Below are 21,616 nucleotides of genomic sequence, written 5' to 3'. Positions count from 1 at the left end.
ATTGAGTGTGCCGATCGACTGCTACTGCAGGGTGCCGATGTCGGCTTCGGTGATTCCGAGTTGCTGCCAGGCCGGGGCCAGGGCGGCGCGTACATCGTCGCCGAACCCGTTGGCACCAGGCGGGTTCGCCAGATCGAAGATGGCGTTGACGGTGGCTACGTCGGCACCGGCCTGCGCTGCGTAGGCCTCGATCACCCTCCAGAAGGCCAGACCCTCGGCCTGGTGCTCCTCGGCAGCAGCGATGTCGTCAGCAGCCAGATCGGCTTCGATGACGCTCGCGTAGCGCACCGCCGCCTGCGAGTAGGTGATGAACACACCACGCCGGACCTCGGCGGCAGCTGCCTCGGCGCCGGCCAGGTCTTGGGCCACAAGCGCGTCGCGGCCTGCGATCATCGCGTCGAGGATGTCGATGTTGGCCAACGCCGTCGCTCCGTCGTCGGCGACCGTGCCGAAGTTGCCCGCCCGGCTGTTAGCTGTTGCATAGGGCGCGCAGCCTGGCTCAGCACCGTGATAGAACGCCCAGGCTTCGTCCCAGTTGTGCACTGCTCCTTCGGCCACGTCGAAGTCGCCAGAGCGGGCCTTGTCCAGAGCCGACTCGAGCTCGTGGACCAACCAGGCGATCATCGCCTGGTTGCGTATGCCCTTCTCGACCGCCTGGGCCCTGACGGCCTGGCTCTCCGACTCGAACATTCCGGTGCCATCCAGTGCAGCACTGACGAAGTCGTCCAGTGGCGTGGCCGCGCTGTAATAGTCGGCCAGACCATGCAAGCGATCTTCGCTGGTGGCGAATCCGGCGATGGTGCGCACCGAACCATCCGAGTTGACCGAACTGCCGCCGTCTCTGTACAGCGCGGCCACTGCCTCGAATTCACCGGCATCCAGCAGGTCGCCGAGGGGACACAGATCGGCCACCAGCATGCGGTGAGCCGAAACATTCGATGCGTAGGCGTATCCGCCATCCTCCTCGTCGGAGCCGACATCGGAACCGGAAGGTGCGCTGGCCGAAGCGCTAGAGCTTCGCGAGGTCGAACCACTGGCCGACGAGTCCTCGCTGCCGAGGTCGCGGACCGTGGCACCGTCGTCGCCGGAACAGGCGGCCAGCGCCAAGACCGATACGACCAGAGCCGAAGCCAAACGCAGCCGGGACGTGTGCATCATGCCGGGATCTCCATTGGGTTGTTGTGTTGCGGCGAAGGCATGGCCGATGCCGACGCGGGCGAGTTGAGCTGGCGCCAAACGGTCGGAACGACCTGGCGCAGGTATCTGCCCAGGCGCACGAACGAGCGGCCGGAACGCCTGAACTCATAGCCGATGGGCACCTCGTGGTAGCCAAAGCCCTTGCCGACGAGGTCGATGGTCAGCACCTGTGCGTAGTTGTAGTCGTGAGCGATCTCCAGCTCGGCCAGCGCGGCCGCCGACACGGCCCGGTACCCCGACTGACCATCCGACACGTCGACGCGAGTCATGAACCGCACGCAACGGGTGAGCGCCAGGTTGCCCAAGCGCCTGTGGGGCAACATCCGCCTGATGTCGCCGCGGAACCGGCTGCCAACCACATAGTGCGCTCGGCCAGCCAGAATCGGCCTGACCAGGTCGGCGACGTCGGCCGGGTCGTACTCGCCGTCGGCGTCACAGAACGCAGCTGCGACAGCACCACGGGCTGTGGCATGCCGGAAGCCGGTGCGAACTGCTGCACCCAGGCCCATGTTGTGCGGGTGCGAAACGACGGTGGCACCCGAGTCGGCGGCAACCTTGGCCGTGTCGTCGTGGCTGGCGTCGTCGACGACCACCACCTCGACACGATGACCGTCGATGACAGACGGAGCCCGGGCCACGACGGCACCAACCCGCTCGGCCTCGTTGAATGCGGGCAGGAACAAGACAACCGGCCCCGAGCCCACGTCGACGGCCATACCCGGTCGGTGCACCTCGCACCGCTCCATTCGCACCCGGCCGAAGAGGGTGGGGTTGGGAACGAATACCGCTATCGCTCCGGCAGCCAGGCTGTACGCGGTCTTCACGGCGTGCAACACCACCATCGCAGTGATGGCCGTCGAAGGCTCAACACCCATTGCCACCAGGGCCGCCGTGCCGGCGGCCTCGTAGGTGCCCACTCCCCCAGGCGTCACTGCGACCACCTGCACCACCACTGCGGCGGCCAACACGGCGATGGCCTCTCTGGCACCCAGGGAGATATCGAACCATTGGGCCACCCGCCACACGACGACCGCCTCGGCCAGCCAGGCCGCGAACACCAAACCCACGGTGGCTGGGCCGGGCACGACAAGTCGCCTCGATCGGTCGTGCCCGCTCTTGGCGCTCAGGAAGTGACCGCCGGCCACACCCAGCGCGGCTACCAGTGCCAGCAGGGCCAACCCGCCCAGACCCAGCTGATCGGTGATGAGGCCGGGGGCGGCGACAACACCCAGAACGGCCAGGGCGACGAAGTCTGCCGACCGCAGCATCACCGTGCTGGAGGTTGCGCGGGCCACACCGACTCGGGTGCGCCTCACGACGGACACGACCCGCGCGGCTTCCCCCAGGCGGAAGGGCAGGACGTGATTGGCGCCGAGGGCCAGGTGGATGGCGGCAAGCGAATGGCCGAACCCCAGCTCTGGCAGCACTCGACGCCAGGCGTATGCCCTCAGCGAGAGCGCACAGAACAGCGCCGCAGCTATAGCAACCAGGCCCGGCCCATCGCCGACGCCCGATCGCAGACCATCCGCCAGCAGCTCGCCATCGACGGCAACGACGAGGCCGAGGGCCACCATCGCAGTGGCGACAGCGGCCACCGATGCGGCCACCCTGGTCGACCTCGATGTCGCCCATCGCCTGATCACGCGACGTTCCTGGCGGCGCGAGCAAGTGGTGTGTGGTGTTGGATCTGGTCGGCGATGCCGTCGCACAGTTGGGTCTTGGCAGACCAGCCGAGCAGACGCTGGGCCAGCGTGACGTCGGCGGCGGTTCGTGCAGGATCGCCTGGCGCCGGCGCGGTCGAGACCACGGGCACATCAACCCCCAGTTGTCGGCCCACCATCGAGATCAGCTCGTCGAGCCGGGTCGACCTGCCGGTGCCGATGTTGATCGCCAGCCCGGCCGGTGTGGGCGAGCGAACGGCTGCCGCGACGGCCAACGCTATGTCGTCGACGTGGGTGAGGTCTCTGGCCTGCGTCCCAGATCCTCTGACTTCGAACGGTTCGCCACCCAGACCGGCCTCGATGATGCGGCTCAACGCCATGTCGGGTCGCTGTCCCCGTCCGTACGCGGTGAAGAATCTCAGCGCCGACACATGCACTCCCCGGCCGATATAGGCCGGCATCAGCATCTCCAGCGCCGCCTTCGTCACCCCGTAGGGGCTGACCGGCACCAGCGGCCAATCCTCACCGGCCCGACCCGCCGATATGTCGCCGTATACCGAGCTGCTGGAGGCCAGCAGCACCCGAGTCCCGCCCACCACCGCTGCCGCCTCGAGCACCCTCTGGGCCATCAGGGTGTTGTCGTGCAGGTGTCCGGCAAAGCCAGATCCCCAAGAGGTCTGAACCCCGGGCCTTCCCGCCAGGTGAACGACGTGAGCGCACCGCCTCATGAGCTTGACCAGGTCGACGGTGTGGACGTCTGCGGCTATCCACTCGACCCGATCGAGCCGCGCCCGGGCTGCGGCGTGCCGAGGCTCGCAGCCGTTGTCGACCCCCACCACGGCATAGCCACTGTCGAGCAGACGAGCCGACACGGCCGAACCGATGAATCCTGCAGCCCCCGTCACCAGAACGGTGCGTAGGCGGTGGTTACCGTTTCGATTAGGATTACCTAACACAGCGACGTATGTTAAGCATGCTGAACAAGCGACCGCAAACACCTGGTCGGGAGATTCGATCTCGCCCTGCGACCCGCCCCCCAAACCCGGAGATTCGCACCAAGTGAAACACCGCCAACTGCTGAAGCTAGCCACCGCGGCCGCGTTCGTGGTCGCCGTCGCCAGTGCGTGCTCTGGCGGCGGCGATGGCGAGACGATTCGTGTGTACTCGGGCCGCCACTATGACCTCGAGCAGGCATTCGTCCAGTTCAGCGAGGACACCGGCATATCGGTCGAGTTCTTGACCGGCACCGACAGCGAACTGCGCGAACGCATCGCAGCCGAGGGTGACGAGACCCAAGCCGACGTGTACCTCACCGTCGACGCCGGCAATCTGGCCGTCGCGGCCGAGCAGGGGCTGTTCACTCCCCTCGATTCAGCGGTGCTGAACGACGCAATTCCAGCGAACCTGCGCGACCCAGAAGGCAACTGGTTCGGGCTCACCATGCGCGCTCGCACCATCGTCTATCACCCAGACCGCGTCGCAGCCGACGAGATTCCTACGACCTACGAAGAACTCGCCGACCCTCAGTGGGCGGGCAGGTTGTGCCTGCGCGACTCGTCCAACGTGTACACCCAGTCTCTGGTGGCGGCGATGATCGCCCACCACGGCGAACAAGAGGCGCTGCGCATCGTCTCGGGCTGGGCCGACAACGCCCAGATCCTGAACAACGACATCATCATCCTCGAGTCCATAGCCGACGGGTTGTGCGACGTGGGCATCACCAACCACTACTACCTGGCCCGGCTGCTCGAGGAAGACCCCGACTTCCCCGTGAAGCTCACGTGGGTCGACCAGGACGGACGGGGCGTCCACGTCAACATCTCGGGCGGCGGTGTCACCCGATACGCCGACAACCCCGACCTGGCACAGCGGTTCCTCGAGTGGCTTGCCACCGACGGTCAAAGCGCGTTCGTCGATGGCAACCACGAATATCCCGCCAATCCGCAGGTCCAGCCAGAACCGCTCATCGCCACCCAGTTCGGCACCGACTTCGTGACCGACGACCTGTCGGCGGCGACCTTCGGAGGGTTGAACGCGGAGGCCGTGCGGATCATGGACCAAGCCGGCTACCGCTAAATCGACCGTGGCCGCCGACTCGTCGACCCTGAACCTGGACAGCCCTGCCCCGCAGCGGCAGCGCTCTAGCCGCGTTCGGCCAGGGTTCTCCGACCGGGTCAGCGCGCTGTCGTGGCCGTCGCTGTCGTGGGTTGCGGCCCTGCTGGTGGTGGCGCCCGTCGCCTTCCTGGCCACCAGCATCCTCGATCCCAGCGGCGACGTCTGGCGCCAGCAATGGGACACCCGGCTGCCCGGCCAGATACGCGACACCATCGTGCTGCTGGTGGGCGTCAGCCTCGGAACCCTGGTGCTGGGAGTGTCGCTGGCCTGGCTCACCGCCGCCTATCGCTTCCCAGGATCGAAGCTCTTCGGATGGCTGCTGATAGCCCCGCTGGCCATGCCCAGCTATGTGCTGGGTTTCGTCACCCTCTCGGTGGTCGGCTTCACCGGGCCCATCCAGGGGTGGTGGCGCGACACCTTCGGCGCCGATGCATGGTTTCCGGACGTGCGCTCGATGCCAGGCGCCATCATCGTGTTCAGCCTGGTGCTGTACCCCTACGTCTATCTGCTCAGCCGCGCGGCGCTCAACGACCAGGCCGGCAGTTCCTACGAGGCGGCCAGAAGTCTCGGCGCGGGCCCCATCGAGGCCGCACGTCGGGTGGTCCTGCCACAGCTTCGTCCGGCGATCGCGGCCGGCACCGCAGTGGTGATGATGGAGACCCTCACAGACTTCGCCACAGTGCAGTACTTCGACATCGACACCGTCTCGGTCGGGGTATTCCGCATCTGGCGGGGCACATTCGACCGCGACGCCGCCAGCGAGCTGGCCACCCTCGTTCTGGCGTTCGCCCTGTTGATCATCGGCCTCGAACGGGTGTTGCGCGGACGTGCCCGCTTCGGAACCGCGGCCGGACGCGCCGGCGGCATCCAGCCCCGCCGCCTGACCGGTCGCCGGGCCGCCGCAGCCTTCGCAGCGTGCTCGTCTGTGTTGGCGCTGTCGTTTGTTCTGCCCACCGTTCAGTTGGTCACGTGGGCCGTGCAGCGCGCATCGTCAGACAACGGCACCCCGGTCACCGATCGATTCGTCGAGTTCTTGTGGCACTCGTTGCAGCTTGCGACCTTGTGCGCCGCGATCTGTGCCGTGGTTGCCCTGGTGGTCACCAACGCGGCTCGCTTTGGCGCCCGACGCTCTACGGCCATGGCCGCCCGGCTCACCGCTGTTGGCTACGCCGTACCTGGGCCTGTGGTGGCCATCGGCGTTTTGCTTGCTTTGGTGGCCCTCGACGACTCGCTCGAACAGATCGGCCTGGGGCTGCCGGGCCTCATAGCCACGGGCTCTTTCATCGGCCTGGTGTACGCCTACTCGGTGCGGTTCCTGGCTCCGGCCCTCAACGCGGTCGAGGCCGGCCTGGGCCAGGTAAACGACGACATGACCGCATCGGCGCGAAGCCTCGGCTCTCGCCCCTTGGGTGTGGCCACACGCATCCACCTGCCGCTCACCCGAACCAGCGTGTTCACCGCCATGGTGCTGGTGGCGGTCGACGCCCTGAAGGAGCTGCCCATCGTGCTGCTGCTGCGTCCTTTCGGCTTCGACACATTGTCGGTGTGGACGTTCAACCTCGCCTCCGAGTCGAGGTTCGAGCAGGCGGCGCTGCCCGCGTTGGCGATCGTGGTGGTGGCGCTGATTCCGGTTGCGGTTCTGTCGCGTAGCCTTGAATCTCGTTCCAAAGCCGAACGGGCGATAGCCCCGATGATCGACCCGATCCAACCCGAGGCACAGCGGTGACCCCTAGCGAAGCCAATCCGCCAACGCTGCGTGTGCACGACGCGGGCAAGCGGTTCGGGCACACCGTTGCTCTGGACAGGGTCAGCCTTCAGCTCGAGGGCAGCGAAATCCTGGCGCTTGTCGGCCCCAGCGGTTGCGGCAAAACCACCCTGCTGCGCTCGATCGGTGGCCTGGCTGGGCTCGATTCTGGTTCGATCCACATCGGTGGTGAAATCGTCGACGATTCCAGGCATGTGGTGCCTCCCGAGAAGCGTCGCGTGGGTCTGGTGTTCCAGGATCATTCCCTGTTTCCGCACCTCTCGGTCATCGACAACGTGTCGTTCGGCATCCGCGATGCGGCCAGGCGCGACGTGCGTGCTCGCGCCATCGAAGCACTCGACCTGGTGCGTCTTTCCGGGTTCGCCGATCGTTACCCCCACGAACTGTCGGGAGGCGAACGCCAGCGGGTCGCCCTGGCCAGGGCCCTCGCACCACGCCCCACGCTGATGCTGCTGGACGAGCCCTTCGCCAGCCTCGACCCCAACCTCCGGGGCGGGCTTCGCCGCGACATCATCGAGGCCCTTCGCTCGACCCGCACGCCCGCAGTGTTCGTAACCCACGACCAGAGCGACGCATTGGCCATCGGCGACCGCATAGCCATCATGCGCGCCGGGCGCATCGAACAGGTGGACGAGCCCTCGACGGTGTTCCATCAGCCTCGCAGCAGGTTTGTGGCCGCCTTCATGGGCGAGGCCTCGTTCCTGCCTGTCGAGCGAAGTGGAGACGGGTGGGCCACGACCCTTGGCCCCGTTGCCAGCCACGCCGCCGACGGGGCCACTCCCTCGCTGGCCATGGTGAGGCCCGATGACGTCTCGTTCAGGCCCGATCCGTCTGGCGGTTCGTGCGTGACCCGTGCCGAGTTCTGCGGAACCACCTGGAACTACACCATCGCGTTGGCCGACGGAACCGAGATCGTCACCGCCCGGTCGCACCTCGAGCCCCTCGACCTGGGCTGCCGCGGAACGGTCGAGCTGGTGGCCGGGCACACCCAAGTGCCCATTGCCGAGGAATCGTGACGCTCCCCGAAGCACAACACCAGCACACAGCCGACCCGACGAAACACTCCAAAGATGTCGACGTCCTGGTGGTCGGCGCGGGGCCGTGCGGTCTGGCCGCCACCTACGAGGCAGCCAAGCGCGGGCTCGACGTCGAGCTCGTCGACAGCGCGGCCGAGCTGGGCGGAATGGCCGCGAGCTTCACGGTCGCCGGAATTCGGGTCGACCATGGCAGCCACCGCCTGCACCCCTCGATGTCGCCCAGGGTGCGCCTGATTCTCGACGAACTCCTGGGGCCTGACCTGCAGATCCGCCGCCGCAACGGCAGGCTGCGCCTGCGCGACCGCTGGGTCGAGTTTCCCCTCAGGCCGGTCGACATGGTCGCAAACATGCCACGAAGCTTCGTGGCTTCGTCTGCCCGCGACGTTCTCACCAAGCCTCTCCGGGGGCGCGCCAACACGTCCTACGCCGACGTGATCCGCACCGGTTTGGGCCCCACGGCGCTGGCAGACTTCCACGGTCCCATGGCCCAGAAGCTGTGGGGGCTGCCGCCCGAAAGCCTCAGCGCCGAACTGGCACACAAGCGGGTTTCGGTGAACTCGGCCTCGAAGCTGGCTCGCACCATGGCCCGGCGCGCCAGCGACCGCACCTTTTTGTATCCGCGCCTCGGATACGGCCAGATCGTCGACGAACTGGCTGCAGGAGCCGAGCGCGCGGGAGCCACCATCACCCCCGGTGTGGCGGTCGCTTCGATGTCCCAAACACCCGCTGCTGGCTCCGTTGGCGGCAACGGCACCGGCCGGGTTGTGGCTCGGTTGTCGGACGGGCGCACCGTGACGGCGCGTCGCGTCCTGTGGACCGCGTCGGCACAGGCGATGCACCAAGCGACAGGCGACCCGGCCCGCGCCGCCGCCACCGACATAGCCATGCGCGGATTGGTGCTGGTCTACCTCGAGCTGAGCACCCAGCAGTACACGGCCTTCGACGCCCACTACGTGCCTCACACAGATGTCGCCTTCAGCCGCCTGTCCGAACCCCGCAACTATCGCGACGGCCCAGACGCGAACGACCGCACGGTGCTGTGCGCCGAGCTTCCGGCCAGCGTCGGAGACGACGTGTGGGTTGCTTCAGACCACGACTTGTCCAAGCTGGTCACCGATGGGCTGGCCGCGTGCGACCTGCCGACGGCACAACCCCAATCGGTGCACGTCAAGCGGTTGCCACGTGTGTATCCCGTCGTCACCGTCGAGCAGGCGGCCGAGGGCGGGTTTCGCCCCTCACCCGACGACAGCCCGACCGGCGTGACGGTGCTGGGCCGCCAGGGCCTGGCCGTGGCAGACAACCTCCACCACGTCGTCGACATGGGCTTGTCGGCCGTCGATTGCATCGGCGACGACGGCAGCTGGGATGCGGCCGCCTGGGCGTCGCACCTCGACCGCTTCGAACACTTCGTCGTCGAGGACTGACATGGCGGCGCGTCCACGCCGCAGACACCTGTGGCTGCTGGGTGTCGCGCTGTTGGCGCTGGCTTCGGCGTTGGCGGGCCTGGGCGCCAGGGCAACGTATTCGGCGCGCACCTCGGCCGATGAGCCGCAGTATTTGCTGACCGCCCAGTCCTTGGCCGACGACTTCAGCATCGACATCAGCGACGAACTGGCACGGCGCGCCTACCTGCCCTATCACGAGGTGACCCTCGACCCGCAGACCTACCCGCTCGATTCGTCCGGTCGTCAGGTGAGTCCCCACGACCCGCTGCTGCCAGCGCTTCTGGCCGTTCCGATGGCCGTGGCGGGCTGGGTCGGTGCCAAGGTGGCGTTGGCCGCGGTCGCGGCTTGCTGTGCGGCCCTGACCGCCGGGTTGGCGCACAGCCGTTTCGGGATCTCCAAGCGGGTTGCCGTCACGGTCGTCGCCGCGGGCTTCACCACGATTCCCCTGGCCGCGTATGGCACCCAGGTCTACCCCGAGATGGCAGCGGGCCTAGCAGTACTGATAGGCATAGCTGGGCTGACGGGCGGCACGGCTTGCGATTCGGATCTGCGCCGGACCCTGGTGCTGACGCTGGCAGCCGTGATCGCTTTGCCGTGGTTGGCGGTCAAGTACGTGCCGGTGGCTGCCGTTTTGGGCGTGGCCTTGCTGGTGCGCCTGCGCAACCATCGAACCCAGCTTGTTTCGGCTGCCGCCATCGCCGCTCTGGCCGCCATCGCGTACCTGGCAGCGCATCAATGGCTGTATGGCGGCTGGACCGTCTACGCCGCCGGCGATCACTTTGTGGGCGACGGCGAGTTCAGCGTTGTCGGCACCCAGGCCGACCCGGTCGGCCGCACACGTCGGCTGGTTGGGCTGCTCGTCGATCGGCAGTTCGGCATCGCAGCCTGGAGCCCCCTTTGGCTCGTGTTGCCGTTCGCCGTCGTCCACTGGTTGCGCCGACACAGGGGCTATCCGACAACTGTTGTCGCCGCCGTGGTGGGAGTTGCGTGGCTCAACGCAACCTTCGTGGCCCTCACCATGCACGGGTGGTGGGTACCTGGCCGGCAACTGGTGGTGGCGCTTCCGGCAGCACTGATACTGGTCGCGGGCTGGGTCGAGGCCGATGTGCGCCGACGCCTCCCGCTGGCTGCCGCCCTCGGCTTGCTGGGTGCGGTCAACTGGCTGTGGCTGGCCTTTGAGGCGTCCACCGAACGCCGCACCCTGATCGTCGACTTCGCCGACACCGCCTCGTGGCCGTATCGACTGGTCCAGGGGCTGTTGCCCGACGGCATCGCCGGCGGTGCGAGCAACGACCTGCTGTTGCTGACGTGGACGCTGTTGCTGGCTGCGGCAGTGGCCTTTTCCGAGCACCGCAGGGCTGCCTGCTGACGCTTCGAGCCCTCACCCGTCTCGATGGTGTTTGCGGTGGCAGGGTGTGCAGAGGGTTTGGAGTTGGTCGGTTCGGGTGTGGCCGGTTTGTGCGTGTGGGGTTGTGTGGTGGAGGTTTGGTAGGTCGGTGGTTCCGCATTGGGTGCATGCGGGTTGTTCGGTTTGGGTGGTGCGTTTCTGGCGGATGGTTGGTCGCCGTCTGGCGTCTGACGCGTTGACCGGTTTGCTGTTGGTGTCGTGGACGATGAGACGAACAGCTGCCTGGTCGAGAACGCCTGCGACGGTCGAGTTGGTGAGTGGTGTTCCGTTGGGGAACCGACAGCCGGTGTGGTCCACATGTATGAGGACCTCGAACCGGTGCTTGCGTTCAATGTGACTAGTTCGGTGAGGGCGTCTGCTCGCTGTTGAGCCAACGACGGCCACGTCCCGTCGGGTTCGCGTTCGAGTTTGCGTCGCATCACCTGTGCCTCGACGGCGCGTTCGAGCACGCCGGCTTGTAGGGGTGGGAGTCGCAGGCTGGTCGAGACGGTGCCGTCTGGTTCGGTGCGGCTCCGCAGACCGCGGGTGCGGCGGTGGCGGTTGTCGATGATCGCGTGGGGTTCGTGTTGTTGTGACCAGCGGGCGAATGCTTTGGCGATGTCTGCTGCTGGTGTGGTGCGTGCGATAGCCACTAGTTCGGTTTCGTTGGCCGGTGTGGCCATAGACACGAGGGCTCGCACCTTCGCATAAGACAACTGGCCGCCTTTGAACGCAACCGCGGTTGCGTCAAGGGTCCTCAGAGCGCGGCCCACGCGTATCCAGTCACGAACCGTGGACGCACAAGCGTCGAGGCGTGGCGCCAACCAGTGCGCGGCCGATGGTTGCCCGTCTGCGATCCACACCGGACCATCAGCAAACTCCGCGCACCCGACAACAAGCCGATAGTGGGCCTGGGTGATACGGCGGCCGGTTTCGATCAGCACGTCGGCTTCCCGACGACAAACGTCGAGCTGTGTGGTCGTGTAGATCGCTGGTTCCACCATGAATGTTCCCCTCTTTGTTCTCGCCTCACCCCAACGGACGAACAGGCTTTCGATCTGTGATCGAAAGCCTACTGAAGGGTGGGACAGTCACTATTGATAAAGAAACACCACGTTGTGTGTCGGCGCTGACACGACCAGTAGCCACCACGTCCGCGGCGGCGTCGTTCGGGCTGCGCCTACACACGATGGCAATGGGACACCGCTCGCCTAACATGCTCGACCGATGACTGACACCACACAAGAACCAGCGGCCGGCAGCGAGGTCCTTGCGACCTTGGGCGACGGGCGGGTCGTCGAATCCGACGGCGAAAGCGGCCGGTCGGTTCTGGAGTTCGAGTGCAAGCCCGAGATGTGCCACTCGGGCGGTGTTGCGCAGGGTGGCTTCGTCACCGGCTGGATCGACTCGGCGATGGCGCACGCGTGCATCGCCCGCTACACGACGGCCTTTTGGATAGCGACCCTCGAGGTGAAGGTCAGCTTCTTCAGGCCGGCCGTGCCAGGAACCGTCATCGCAGAGGGCTGGATCGAGCGTGCGGGCAAGCAGACCGTGTTCACCGAGGGTCAGCTGCTCGACACCGATGGCAACGTATTGGCGAAAGCCAGTTCGACCATCCGACCGTACCAAACCGGGTCTGAACGGCACGACGCTCAACCGGCACAGGAGCCCAATGGATCCCTCAGTCGATTCCTACATAGACAACTCGCAGAAGTGGCCAGACGAGATGTCGGCGCTTCGGCCGATACTGCTCGGCGCCGGGCTCGACGAGGCGATCAAATGGAACAAGCCCTGCTATTCGAGCGGCGGTTCGAACATCGCCATCATGCAGGAGATGAAGGACTTCCTGGCCCTGATGTTCTTCAAGGGTGCACTGTTGGACGACCCACAATCGCTGCTGGAAGAACAGGGGCCCAACTCGCGCTCGGCCAAGAGGCTGTGCTTCAGGTCGGTTGCCGAGGTCGAGAGTGCCGCCGATGCAGTGCGTCGCTTCGTTGGCCTGGCCCTCGAGGTCGAGGATGCAGGCATCGAGGTCGCGCCAGCACCCGACCCCGAGTTGGTTGACGAACTCGTCGAGCGCCTGGCAGGCGACCCCGAGCTGGCCGAAGCGTTCGACAGTCTGACGCCAGGGCGCCGTCGCGAATACAACCTCTACTTTGCCGGGGCCAAGCAGGCCAAGACCCGCACGGCCCGCATCGACAAGTACGTACCCAAGATCCTCGAGGGCAAGGGCTTTCGCGACCGCTAGGCGACGGTCAGGCTCGCTCGATGGTGTTCAAGCCGCCTTGCGGCGTCCAGGTCTGAATCGACAGCATCGTTGCGTCCGCGTTGAGCCCGGTGAACACCACCTGCTCGATGTCGGCGTGGAACCATTCGCCCATGACCTCGCCGGGCGCCTCGTCGGTGGTGATGTCGCCGCCAGGCCGCGCCAGACCCGAGACCTTGGCCTCGCCGATCCATTCGTTCTCTAGGCCCTGTTCTGGGTGTGACGGCGGACCGTGCAGGGCGAAGCGAGGGTCGCGCCGCAAGTCGGCGCCCTTGCGCGACCCGGGCATAGAGCCGAACCGCAGCACACCGTCGACGAACTCGCATTCGATGCCTGAGATCCGCGGCGACCCATCGGCCCGCAAGGTCGCCAGGATCTTGTGCCGGCCCGACTCGAACGCGGCCTTCACCTTGGCTGCGAACTCGGGTTCGGCCTCTTCGAACGATGCCCAGCTAGCCATCGCCTAGGCCGCCGTCCAGAAAGTCGGCCAGCACCGTCTGAGCATGTTGCAAATGGTCCATCAGGACCATCATGGCACCGGGCAGGTCTTTGGACCTGCAGAGCTCCAGCAGAGCGCGGTGCTCGGCATCTGATTGTTGGGCCCCGCCGAGGCCCTCGGTGTACAGCGCCACATAGGGGGCGACCGCCACCTGCAGTATGTGAACTATGGCCAGGCCGCGCTCCCAACCGCTGGATCGATAGAGGGCCCGGTGGAAGACCCAGTTGCTGGCGGGTACCGAGCCCCCGACTTCGCCCAACGCCATCTCGGCTTCGGCCAGATCGATGATGGTGAGCTGCTCGATAGACCGCTCCAGCAACAGCGGTTCGATGCTTCGCCGCAACTCGAAGGTTTCGTTTGCCTCGGCCGCCGTGAGGTGGGGCACGACGACACCGCGGTTGGGCTCGAGGTACAGCAATCCGATGGCCACCAGGCGCTGCAGCGCCTCTCGTACGGGAATCTTGCTGACCCCGAAGCGGGCGGCCAACTCGTCTTGGCGTAGCCAGCTGCCCGGGGCGAACTCGCCCCGAAGCATCTTGTCCATGATCTGGGCTTGAACCCTGTCGGCCGTCGCCATACGTCGCAGAGTATACGATTATCTGACTTTTGAACGTGTGGTAAGGAGACCCCAGATGAGCCTCGACGACTTTCGCCGCGAACCGCTGCTGTTCGGCCCGTCGCCCGTGCACCCGATGCCGCGCCTGTCGCAAGCCCTGGGTGGCAAGGTCGAGATCTGGGCCAAGCGCGAAGACTGCAACTCGGGCATCGCGTTCGGGGGCAACAAGGTCCGCAAGCTCGAATACCTGGCGGCCGAGGCGCTGGACACGGGTTGCGACACCCTGGTGTCGATCGGCGGCATCCAGTCGAACCACACCAGGCAGGTCACCGGAGTGGCGTGCAAGCTGGGTCTCAAGGCGGTGACCGTCCAGGAGGGTTGGGTCGATTACAACGACATGGCCTACGACAAGGTCGGCAACATCCAACTCACCCGCATCATGGGCGGCGACCCGCGCATCGACCCCGCCGGGTTCGACATCGGCTACCGCGATTCGTGGAAGCGGGCCCTCGAATCGGTCGAGGAGTCCGGCGGGAAGCCCTATGCGATACCGGCCGGCGCCTCGGATCATCCGCTGGGAGGCCTGGGCTTCGCCAACTGGGCCCGCGAGGTGGCGGCGCAAGAGGCAGAGCTCGACCTCTTCTTCGACACCGTCATCGTCTGCACGGTCACGGGGTCGACCCACGCGGGAATGGTCGCCGGGTTTGCCCTGGAAGACCGCAACGACCGAAAGGTCATCGGCATCGACGCGTCTGGCACGCTCGACCAGACGATCGATCAGGTCGCGCGCATAGCTCGCAACACAGCGGAGATGATCGGTGTCGACAGGCCGCTGCGCGACGACGAGGTCACGGTGATCGCCGGCTACGAAGGCCCCGCATATGGAGTTCCCGACCGCCAGACGGTGGAGGCCATCCAACTGGTGGCGCGCACCGAGGGCGTTCTGACCGACCCCGTCTACGAGGGCAAGTCGATGGCCGGGTTGATAGGCATGGTTCGCTCTGGCGAGATTCCCGCAGGGTCGCGGGTGCTGTACGCCCACCTGGGCGGGCAGCCAGCACTGCCCGCCTACGCCGGATTCCCCGGCCTGGGCTCACCCGAACGCGAACTGTCGCACTGACGGGCGCCTCGGCGGCTAGCCCGCGGCGGCGACCGCCGGCACCAACGATTCGAGCTTGATGCGGATCGACGATTCGCCCGCATCGGGCGCTGAAGGATCGAAGCTGGGACGATCGCCCAACACCGTGACACGGTGCCCCATGCGCTCGCTGGGCCAGTAGTCCCACAAGGCGTAGTGCTGAAGGCAGCGGTTGTCCCACAGCGCCACGTCGTACTGCTCCCAGCGGAAGCGGATCTGGAACTCGGGCCGCTCGATGTGGCGCAGCAGGCGCTTCAAGAATGCGTGGCCCTGTTCGTCCTCCATCCCCACGATGCTGGTGGTGAACGCCCGATTCACATAGATGCTGGGCCTGCCGGTCTCGGGGTGGGTACGCACCACAGGGTGCACGGTCTGTGGGTACTCGGCCCGGTCGCTGTCGTCGACGCCACGGTCGGAGTAGCGGCCCCTGAAAATGTGCTCTGAGGTGTGCCTTGCGCTGAGGCCCTTCAGGAACTGCCGATCGGCCTCGGGCAACACCGCATAGGCGGCCTCCATGCTGGCGAACATGGTGTCGCCGCCGCCGCCCTCGGGCAGCAAGCGCAGCTGAAGCATGGTGGCCATCGGCGGCTCGTCGTCGCACGACACGTCGCTGTGCCAGCCGTTGCCGTTGGCGACCTTGCTGTCGCGATGCGCGTGGATCACGAAGATGGCGTTGTCGTCGCCCGATCCGGGTGCTGCCGGATGGATGTGCAGCGGCCCGAAGCGCTTGCCGAAAGCCATCTGCACGGCCTCGGACATCGGCTCGGGCTGATCCTTGAAGAACAAGACCCCGTGATCGAGAAACGCCTGGTGAATCTCGGCAAAGGTCGCGTCATCGACACCGTCGGCGAGGTTCACCCCGCGAACTTCGGCACCGAGAATCGGCGAGACCGGCGTCACCTGCAACGTACCCACTTGTACCCCCTGAACTAGCGGAGCTCTGCGCTCCGGGTAATAGCGTGCCCCAGTTCTGGGTGGCGGCACAAACACCGCGCGACCATTGGCGAGTGACAGAAAAGACTCCCGGCGACACCTACGGACGCTTCGACTGGTTGGCATTGCGCCAAGAAGACCCCATCGACCCCGCCATCGAGATCGTCGACAGCCATCACCACCTCTGGGACATGCCGACCAGCCGCTACCTGGCGGCAGAACTGAACGCCGACGTGTCGTCGTCGCACAACGTCACCCACACCGTGTTCATCGAGTGCCGCTACGCCTACGACGAGGGGCCCAATCATCTGCAGCCGGTGGGAGAGACCCGCGCAGTCGCGTCCCAGGCCGAACTCATGGCCGAGCTGGGACCGGCCCGCATCTCGGCCATAGTCGGGTTCGCTGACATGTCGCTCGGAGCCGCGGTCGGCGAGGTTCTGGACGCCCACATCGAAGCAGGACGTGGTCTGTTTCGCGGCATACGTCACGGCACCAACCTCAGCACCGAACCGGCGGCCAGGCGTGGCCACCAGAGGCCCGAGCCGAACATGATGCTCGATCCGACCTTCGCCGACGGTGTCAGAGAGCTGGCGCGGCGGGGCTTGAGCTTCGATGCGTGGATGTACCACGACCAGTTGCACGAGCTGGTTGCCCTAGCCAGGGCCGTGCCCGAGGCGTCGATAGTGCTCAACCACTTCGGCGGGCCGCTGAACGTCGGGCGTTACGCCGACAACGCGGCCGAGTCTTGGTCGATGTGGCACTCGTCGCTGATCGCCGCGTCGACTTGCCCCAACGTGGTGGTGAAGGTCGGTGGCCTCGGAATGGACCACCAGTTCGGCACCGGCTGGAGCGACCTGGACGCTCCGCCTACGTCCCAGCAGGTCGCCGATCGCTGGCGCCCGTGGGTCGAGGCCACCATCGAAGCGTTTGGGCCCGATCGCACGATGTTCGAGTCGAACTTCCCGATAGACCGCCAGTGCCTGACCTATCCGGTGGTGTGGAACGCCCTGCAGCGACTGGCCATCGGCTATAGCCCCGACGAGCGGGCCGCCATGTTCAGCGGCACCGCCAAACGCGTCTACTCGATCGGTTGACGCACCCAACTCCAGAACTCGGCACCTGGGTCACGGCGCCGCTATCAACGGCACTGCCACCAGGGCCAACGCCACCCCGACCCACTGGATGTTCAGGAGCCGTTCGTTCAGCACCAACCGGGCCAGCAGCACGGTACTGATCGGGTAGAAGGCGCCCAGCACCGCGGCCACCGCTATGGGTCCGCGCTGGTACGACCACAGCACGAACACGTTCGATATCGCCTCGCCCAGCCCGGCGCCGATCAGGATCAGGCGGAGTCTTCGCTCGACAGACAAAGAGCCGGTGAGACGCAGTGCCAACACCACCACGATCGGGACGGAGACACAACGCGCCACCAACAACGGCCACAGTCCAGCGTCTTGCTGGGTCTCGGCCAGGGCCAGGAAGAACACGCTGAAGCCCAAGCCAGCAGCCGTCGCGAGCGCGAATGCCGACGCCGGCGTGGACGACGGGCCACCGTCGGATCGTTCCTGGGTGACGAGTGCTATCGCCATCAACGCCACCACCACACCCAGCGCACGAACAGCGGTGAGCGATTCGCCTCGCGCCACGCCGACCACCGTCGGAACCACGGCGCCAACCACTGCAGTGACCGGCGCAAGCCTGCTTATCTGGCCGCGAGCGAAGGCGGCGTAAAGGGCAACGAACGAGAAGGTCCCCGACACGCCGGCAACGGCGCCGGCGAGCAGATCGGCGTTGCGAACGTCGGGTGCGTCGACCAGCCAGACAGCCACCGCTATGAACAACGCGCTGAACGCCTGGATCCAGCCGGCGACGCGAAAGGCCGACGTCGACCGAGACGCGAACCCGCCTCCGAAATCGGATGCGCCGACTATGAGAGCGCCGGCGAGCGCAAACAGGGCGGTCACGGGCGGCCAGGGTAGCTAGGCTCACCGGTTCGTGCCGATAAGACTTCCAGAAGACCTGCCCGCGTTCGACACCCTCCGACACGAGGGCGTGTATGTGATGAGCGAAGCGGTGGCCGAACGTCAGGACATCAGGCCGTTGCGCATTGCGCTGCTGAACCTGATGCCCAACAAGATCGACACCGAGACCCAGTTCTCGCGTCTGATCGGCGCCACACCATTGCAGATCCAGCTGTCGCTGGTGCGCATGTCAGAGCATCGCCCCAAGAACACCCCGGCCAGTCACCTCGAGCAGTTCTATGTGCCGTTCAGCGACGTCGCCTCCGACCGATTCGACGGGCTGATCATCACCGGTGCTCCGATCGAGACCCTGCCGTTCGAACAGGTTGGCTATTGGGCCGAGCTCGAGCAGGTTTTCGAATGGACCCGCACCCACGTGCACTCCACGATGGCCGTGTGCTGGGGTGGCATGGCCGCGCTGCACCACTTCTACGGGGTGCCCAAGGTCGAGTTGGCCGACAAACTCTTCGGCTGCTTCGTGCACGAGAACCTGGCCCCCACCTCGCCGTATCTCAGGGGTATCTCAGACGAGTTCGTGGTGCCGGTCAGCCGCTGGACTTCGATTCCCCGCGACGAGATCGACCGCGTTGGCGCACTGCGCGTGCTGGTCGACTCGGAGGTGTCGGGCCCGTGCCTGGTCGAAGACCCGACCCATCGGCTGCTGGTGAACCTGAACCACTTCGAGTACGACACCCACTCTCTTCGCGGCGAGTACGAACGAGACATCGCTGCCGGCAAGCCGATAGCCGTTCCGGTCAACTACTTCCCCGGCGACGATCCCAGCCGCGCCCCGCAGAACCGCTGGAAGTCGTCGGCTCATCTGCTGTTCGGCAACTGGATCAACGAGATCTACCAGACCACACCATTCGAGGTTGACCGCATCGGGACGGTCTGAACCGCTCAGGCGGGTTCGGGCTCGAGGTCGCCGTTGGCGTCGGTCGAGATGGCGAACAACATCGCGACCGACACAGCACCCAGCACCAACCCCAGAACGATCGGGGCCGTGTACGAGTCGGTGCTGTCGATCATCCGCCCGGCGACGGGTGGCCCGATCAGACCCCCGAGTCCCTGCGTTGTGTAGAAGAGCCCCATCAAGGACCCCAGGCCCACCACGCCGAAGCGCCCGGCCAGCACCAGAGGGCTGACCGCCACGAACGAGCCATAACCCGTGCCCAGGACCAGCACGAAAAGCACCAGCATCAGGTAAGACGACCCGGCCACCAGCCACAGCACATATCCGATCGGGAACAGCGTCACCCCCAGGCGATATAGACGAAAGGTCCCGAAGCGCCTGGTCAACGTGCCGAATCCGATGCGCGATATCACGCTGGCACCGCCCAGCAGTCCTACCAGCCAGGCGGCCGAAGATGCCGACACGCCGTTGTCTTTTGCGTATGGCACCACGAACACGAACGGCACGAACAGGGCCAGACCCGAGAACAGGGCCGCCAGCCACAGCCGCCGGAACAGGGTCGACCGGGCCGCCTCGCCAAACCGTGATGGAGCCGACCCCGCCGCACCTGGCGCTCTGGCCACCAGGGCAGAACAGGCGAACAGTATCGCCCCGCCACCGATGGCGAGAATGCGAAAGGTCGTGCGCCACGAATAGGTCTCGAGCAGACGCGTCACCAACGGGTTCATCACCAGCGTGCCCACCCCTATTCCGGCTACCGACACACCGACGGCAGCGGCGCGCTGACGTTCGAACCAGCCACCAACCGTGGCCACCATGGGGATGTACGCACACGCGCCGGCCAAGCCTGCGCCGGCTCCGTAGGTGAAGTAGCCAACGGTCAACGAGCCGACCTGGCTGGTAGCCAACAGTCCGGCCACCAACGAAACCGCGCCCAGGAACATCACAGGCCTGGGCCCGACCCGATCGGCCAGGCGGCCCGTGGCCAGGCTCAGCCAGAAGAACGTGAACGTCGTTATCCCGAAGACCACGGCCGTTTCGCCGCGTCCCGAGCCGAAGTCCGCGGCCATCGCGTCGAAGAACGAGCCGAAGCTGTACACCGTGCCCAGCGTCACCGCCGACCCGAAGAACGTGGCCAAGACCACTAGCCAAGCCCTCGGCGAATCGACCGCCGCCCCCTGCATGCCCCGTGTGTTCACCGGGCCAGCTTCTCACCTCGACAGGCGCGGGGTTAGCTTCTGTTCATGGCTCGAATCAGCAACGTGTTCACCGAGAGGCTCGGAATCGACGTACCGATACTGGGCTTCGCCCACGACACCCAGGTCGCGGCGGCGATCACACAGGCTGGTGGGCTGGGCGTTTACGGCATCGCCCACGACGAGCCATCGGACCTTCCGGCCAAGCTCGAGGCGTTGCGGACCCAATCGGGAACTGCGCCCACCGCAGTCGACATGATCATTCCCGCGGGCATGCCCGAGAACGTGACCCTCGACCAGGTGCAGGCGTCGCTGCCGGAGGAACACAAGCAATTCCTCGACGACATCGTGCGGCGCTACGAGGTGCCGCCCGCAACGCGCAAGTCGTTCTTCAACTCGACACTTCGCACGCCCGACTATTTCGAAGGCCAACTCGATGCCCTGCTCGACAGCGATGTCGCCATGGTGGCCTTCGGTGTCGGCTTGACCAAGGAAGCCGTAGAGGCATTGAAGGACGCTGGCAAGATGGTCGGCGCCCTCATCGGCAGTCCTCGTCACGTCGAGCGTTATCTGGACATCGGCCTCGACTTCTTGGTGGCACAGGGGTCAGAGGCAGGTGGGCACACCGGCACCATCGGCACCCTCGTGCTGGTTCCAGAGGTGGTCGAGCTGGCCGGTGATCTTCCGGTGCTCGCAGCCGGCGGAATCGCCCACGGCTCTCAGATCGCGGCGGCTCTGGCTATGGGAGCACAGGGCGTGTGGACCGGCACCATATGGCTGGCGACTCGAGAACACGCAACCGGCGACCACGCCGTCAGCGAGGCTCTGCGCGCCAAGCTGCTGGCCGCCGGCAGCGGCGACACCACGGTTACACGGGGTTCGAGCGGAAAGCCCCAGCGTCAGATCAACTCGATGTGGGCGCAGGAATGGAACTCGGCGGCCGCTCCCCCGCCGCTGAAGATGCCGTACCAACATGCCCTTGTGGGCGACGTCATGACCGCAGTCGAAGAGTTCGAGATCGATCCGCTGCTGTACAGCGCTGCCGGCCAGAGCATCGGGTTCGTTCGCGAGTTCCTGTCGGTTGGCGAGGTGATGCAGCGACTGGTCGACCAGACCGTGGCGGGCCTGGATCGGGCCAAGGGCTATCTGAAATAGTCGGCCCGGCTGACGTGGGTCTCGCTGACGAACACCACTCCGTGCTGGTCGTCGAGCAGGCGCCGGATTCCGGCCACCACCGCCTCGACCTGTTCGGGAGGCAGCACACAGATCAGCAGCGCCAAGCTGTTGCGGTCGTTGAACAGCAAGCGGCCCTCGTGTTCACCGTGATGCCCATAGCCCGACACCCCGTGCAGGGCGGTGTAGCCGGTAGCACCCGCCGACACCAGAAGATCACGCACGTTGGGCACGAACTCGCCGTCTACCACCACCTCGACCTTGGCCATGGGAGTGAGGCCTGGCCACTTGTTAGAATCGTTTGCCTGCATGGG

Annotated in this window: 20 protein-coding genes; 10 read left to right on the top strand and 10 right to left on the bottom strand. The window is 66.1% G+C overall.

What is annotated here, in order from left to right; all coding sequences use genetic code 11:
* Positions 1–21: 21 nt before the first annotated feature.
* From R2770_01970 to R2770_01960, 3 genes are read right to left on the bottom strand one after another with little or no spacing between them, the layout of a single operon-like run.
* Positions 22–1,158 carry an FEA1-related lipoprotein gene (locus tag R2770_01970; protein MEZ5279212.1) on the bottom strand — a complete coding sequence of 379 codons (1,137 nt, stop codon included), beginning with the start codon at positions 1,156–1,158 and terminating at the stop codon, positions 22–24.
* A complete protein-coding gene (locus R2770_01965; protein MEZ5279211.1) occupies positions 1,155–2,840 on the bottom strand; it encodes a lysylphosphatidylglycerol synthase domain-containing protein in 1,686 nt (561 codons plus the stop codon). Before R2770_01965 ends, R2770_01970 begins: the two co-directional genes overlap by 4 nt.
* A complete protein-coding gene (locus R2770_01960) occupies positions 2,837–3,763 on the bottom strand; it encodes an NAD-dependent epimerase/dehydratase family protein (GenBank protein MEZ5279210.1) in 927 nt (308 codons plus the stop codon). Before R2770_01960 ends, R2770_01965 begins: the two co-directional genes overlap by 4 nt.
* Before the next feature lie 154 nt (positions 3,764–3,917).
* Between R2770_01960 and R2770_01955 the strand changes: the two genes are divergently transcribed.
* Genes R2770_01955 through R2770_01935 form a run of 5 tightly spaced genes read left to right on the top strand, consistent with a single transcriptional unit; the run spans position 3,918 to position 10,589 of the window.
* Complete coding sequence (locus R2770_01955) at positions 3,918–4,934, top strand: extracellular solute-binding protein (GenBank protein MEZ5279209.1); 1,017 nt, start codon at positions 3,918–3,920, stop codon at positions 4,932–4,934.
* A 7-nt stretch (positions 4,935–4,941) separates the two neighbouring features.
* Positions 4,942–6,699 (top strand): iron ABC transporter permease, encoded by a 1,758-nt coding sequence (locus tag R2770_01950; protein ID MEZ5279208.1) that lies wholly within the window; start codon positions 4,942–4,944, stop codon positions 6,697–6,699.
* Positions 6,696–7,754, top strand: coding sequence for an ABC transporter ATP-binding protein (locus R2770_01945; GenBank protein ID MEZ5279207.1), 1,059 nt, complete (start codon positions 6,696–6,698; stop codon positions 7,752–7,754). The genes R2770_01950 and R2770_01945 overlap by 4 nt, the downstream gene beginning before the upstream one ends.
* Positions 7,751–9,199, top strand: a complete 1,449-nt coding sequence (locus tag R2770_01940) for an FAD-dependent oxidoreductase (protein ID MEZ5279206.1) — start codon at positions 7,751–7,753, stop codon at positions 9,197–9,199. Before R2770_01945 ends, R2770_01940 begins: the two co-directional genes overlap by 4 nt.
* Position 9,200: 1 nt before the next feature.
* On the top strand, positions 9,201–10,589 hold the full coding sequence (locus tag R2770_01935) for a hypothetical protein (protein MEZ5279205.1): 1,389 nt from the start codon (positions 9,201–9,203) through the stop codon (positions 10,587–10,589).
* Between the two features lie 12 nt (positions 10,590–10,601).
* On the opposite strand, the gene R2770_01930 is transcribed toward R2770_01935, so the two are convergent.
* Positions 10,602–10,925 (bottom strand): HNH endonuclease, encoded by a 324-nt coding sequence (locus tag R2770_01930; protein MEZ5279204.1) that lies wholly within the window; start codon positions 10,923–10,925, stop codon positions 10,602–10,604.
* A 1,354-nt stretch (positions 10,926–12,279) separates the two neighbouring features.
* On the opposite strand from R2770_01930, the gene R2770_01925 reads away from it, so the two are divergent.
* Entirely contained in the window at positions 12,280–12,855 is a 576-nt protein-coding gene (locus tag R2770_01925; protein MEZ5279203.1) for a YdeI/OmpD-associated family protein, read from the top strand.
* Between the two features lie 7 nt (positions 12,856–12,862).
* On the opposite strand, the gene R2770_01920 is transcribed toward R2770_01925, so the two are convergent.
* Together R2770_01920 and R2770_01915 are read right to left on the bottom strand one after the other, a co-directional pair.
* Positions 12,863–13,333: a pyridoxamine 5'-phosphate oxidase family protein gene (locus R2770_01920; protein ID MEZ5279202.1), complete on the bottom strand. Its 471-nt coding sequence runs from the start codon at positions 13,331–13,333 to the stop codon at positions 12,863–12,865.
* On the bottom strand, positions 13,326–13,949 hold the full coding sequence (locus R2770_01915; protein MEZ5279201.1) for a GntR family transcriptional regulator: 624 nt from the start codon (positions 13,947–13,949) through the stop codon (positions 13,326–13,328). Before R2770_01915 ends, R2770_01920 begins: the two co-directional genes overlap by 8 nt.
* 55 nt (positions 13,950–14,004) lie before the next feature.
* Here R2770_01915 and R2770_01910 point away from each other — a divergent pair, with 55 nt between their 5' ends.
* Complete coding sequence (locus tag R2770_01910; GenBank protein MEZ5279200.1) at positions 14,005–15,048, top strand: 1-aminocyclopropane-1-carboxylate deaminase; 1,044 nt, start codon at positions 14,005–14,007, stop codon at positions 15,046–15,048.
* 15 nt (positions 15,049–15,063) lie between these two features.
* Here R2770_01910 and R2770_01905 read toward each other — a convergent pair whose 3' ends face one another.
* On the bottom strand, positions 15,064–15,981 hold the full coding sequence (locus tag R2770_01905) for a TauD/TfdA family dioxygenase (protein ID MEZ5279199.1): 918 nt from the start codon (positions 15,979–15,981) through the stop codon (positions 15,064–15,066).
* A 92-nt stretch (positions 15,982–16,073) separates the two neighbouring features.
* Here R2770_01905 and R2770_01900 point away from each other — a divergent pair, with 92 nt between their 5' ends.
* Positions 16,074–17,093 (top strand): amidohydrolase family protein, encoded by a 1,020-nt coding sequence (locus tag R2770_01900; protein ID MEZ5279198.1) that lies wholly within the window; start codon positions 16,074–16,076, stop codon positions 17,091–17,093.
* Between the two features lie 30 nt (positions 17,094–17,123).
* Here the strand turns inward: R2770_01900 and R2770_01895 are convergent, their stop codons facing one another.
* On the bottom strand, positions 17,124–17,963 hold the full coding sequence (locus tag R2770_01895) for a DMT family transporter (protein MEZ5279197.1): 840 nt from the start codon (positions 17,961–17,963) through the stop codon (positions 17,124–17,126).
* A gap of 31 nt (positions 17,964–17,994) precedes the next feature.
* On the opposite strand from R2770_01895, the gene metA reads away from it, so the two are divergent.
* Complete coding sequence (gene metA, locus R2770_01890; GenBank protein MEZ5279196.1) at positions 17,995–18,915, top strand: homoserine O-succinyltransferase; 921 nt, start codon at positions 17,995–17,997, stop codon at positions 18,913–18,915.
* Between the two features lie 5 nt (positions 18,916–18,920).
* Here the strand turns inward: metA and R2770_01885 are convergent, their stop codons facing one another.
* The gene (locus tag R2770_01885; protein ID MEZ5279195.1) at positions 18,921–20,132 is read right to left on the bottom strand and encodes an MFS transporter; all 1,212 of its coding nucleotides are present in this window, start codon (positions 20,130–20,132) and stop codon (positions 18,921–18,923) included.
* A gap of 45 nt (positions 20,133–20,177) precedes the next feature.
* Here R2770_01885 and R2770_01880 point away from each other — a divergent pair, with 45 nt between their 5' ends.
* Positions 20,178–21,284 (top strand): nitronate monooxygenase, encoded by a 1,107-nt coding sequence (locus R2770_01880; GenBank protein ID MEZ5279194.1) that lies wholly within the window; start codon positions 20,178–20,180, stop codon positions 21,282–21,284.
* Here R2770_01880 and R2770_01875 read toward each other — a convergent pair.
* Entirely contained in the window at positions 21,272–21,613 is a 342-nt protein-coding gene (locus R2770_01875) for a DUF190 domain-containing protein (protein MEZ5279193.1), read from the bottom strand. The two genes, R2770_01880 and R2770_01875, sit on opposite strands and share 13 nt — an antisense overlap.
* Positions 21,614–21,616 lie beyond the last annotated feature (3 nt).

It is taken from the genome of Acidimicrobiales bacterium (assembly GCA_041394185.1).
Classification (GTDB): Bacteria; Actinomycetota; Acidimicrobiia; order Acidimicrobiales; family Poriferisodalaceae; genus JAAETH01.
Note: the sequence above shows the minus strand (reverse complement) of the source record. Positions and strands in the feature narration are given on the sequence as shown.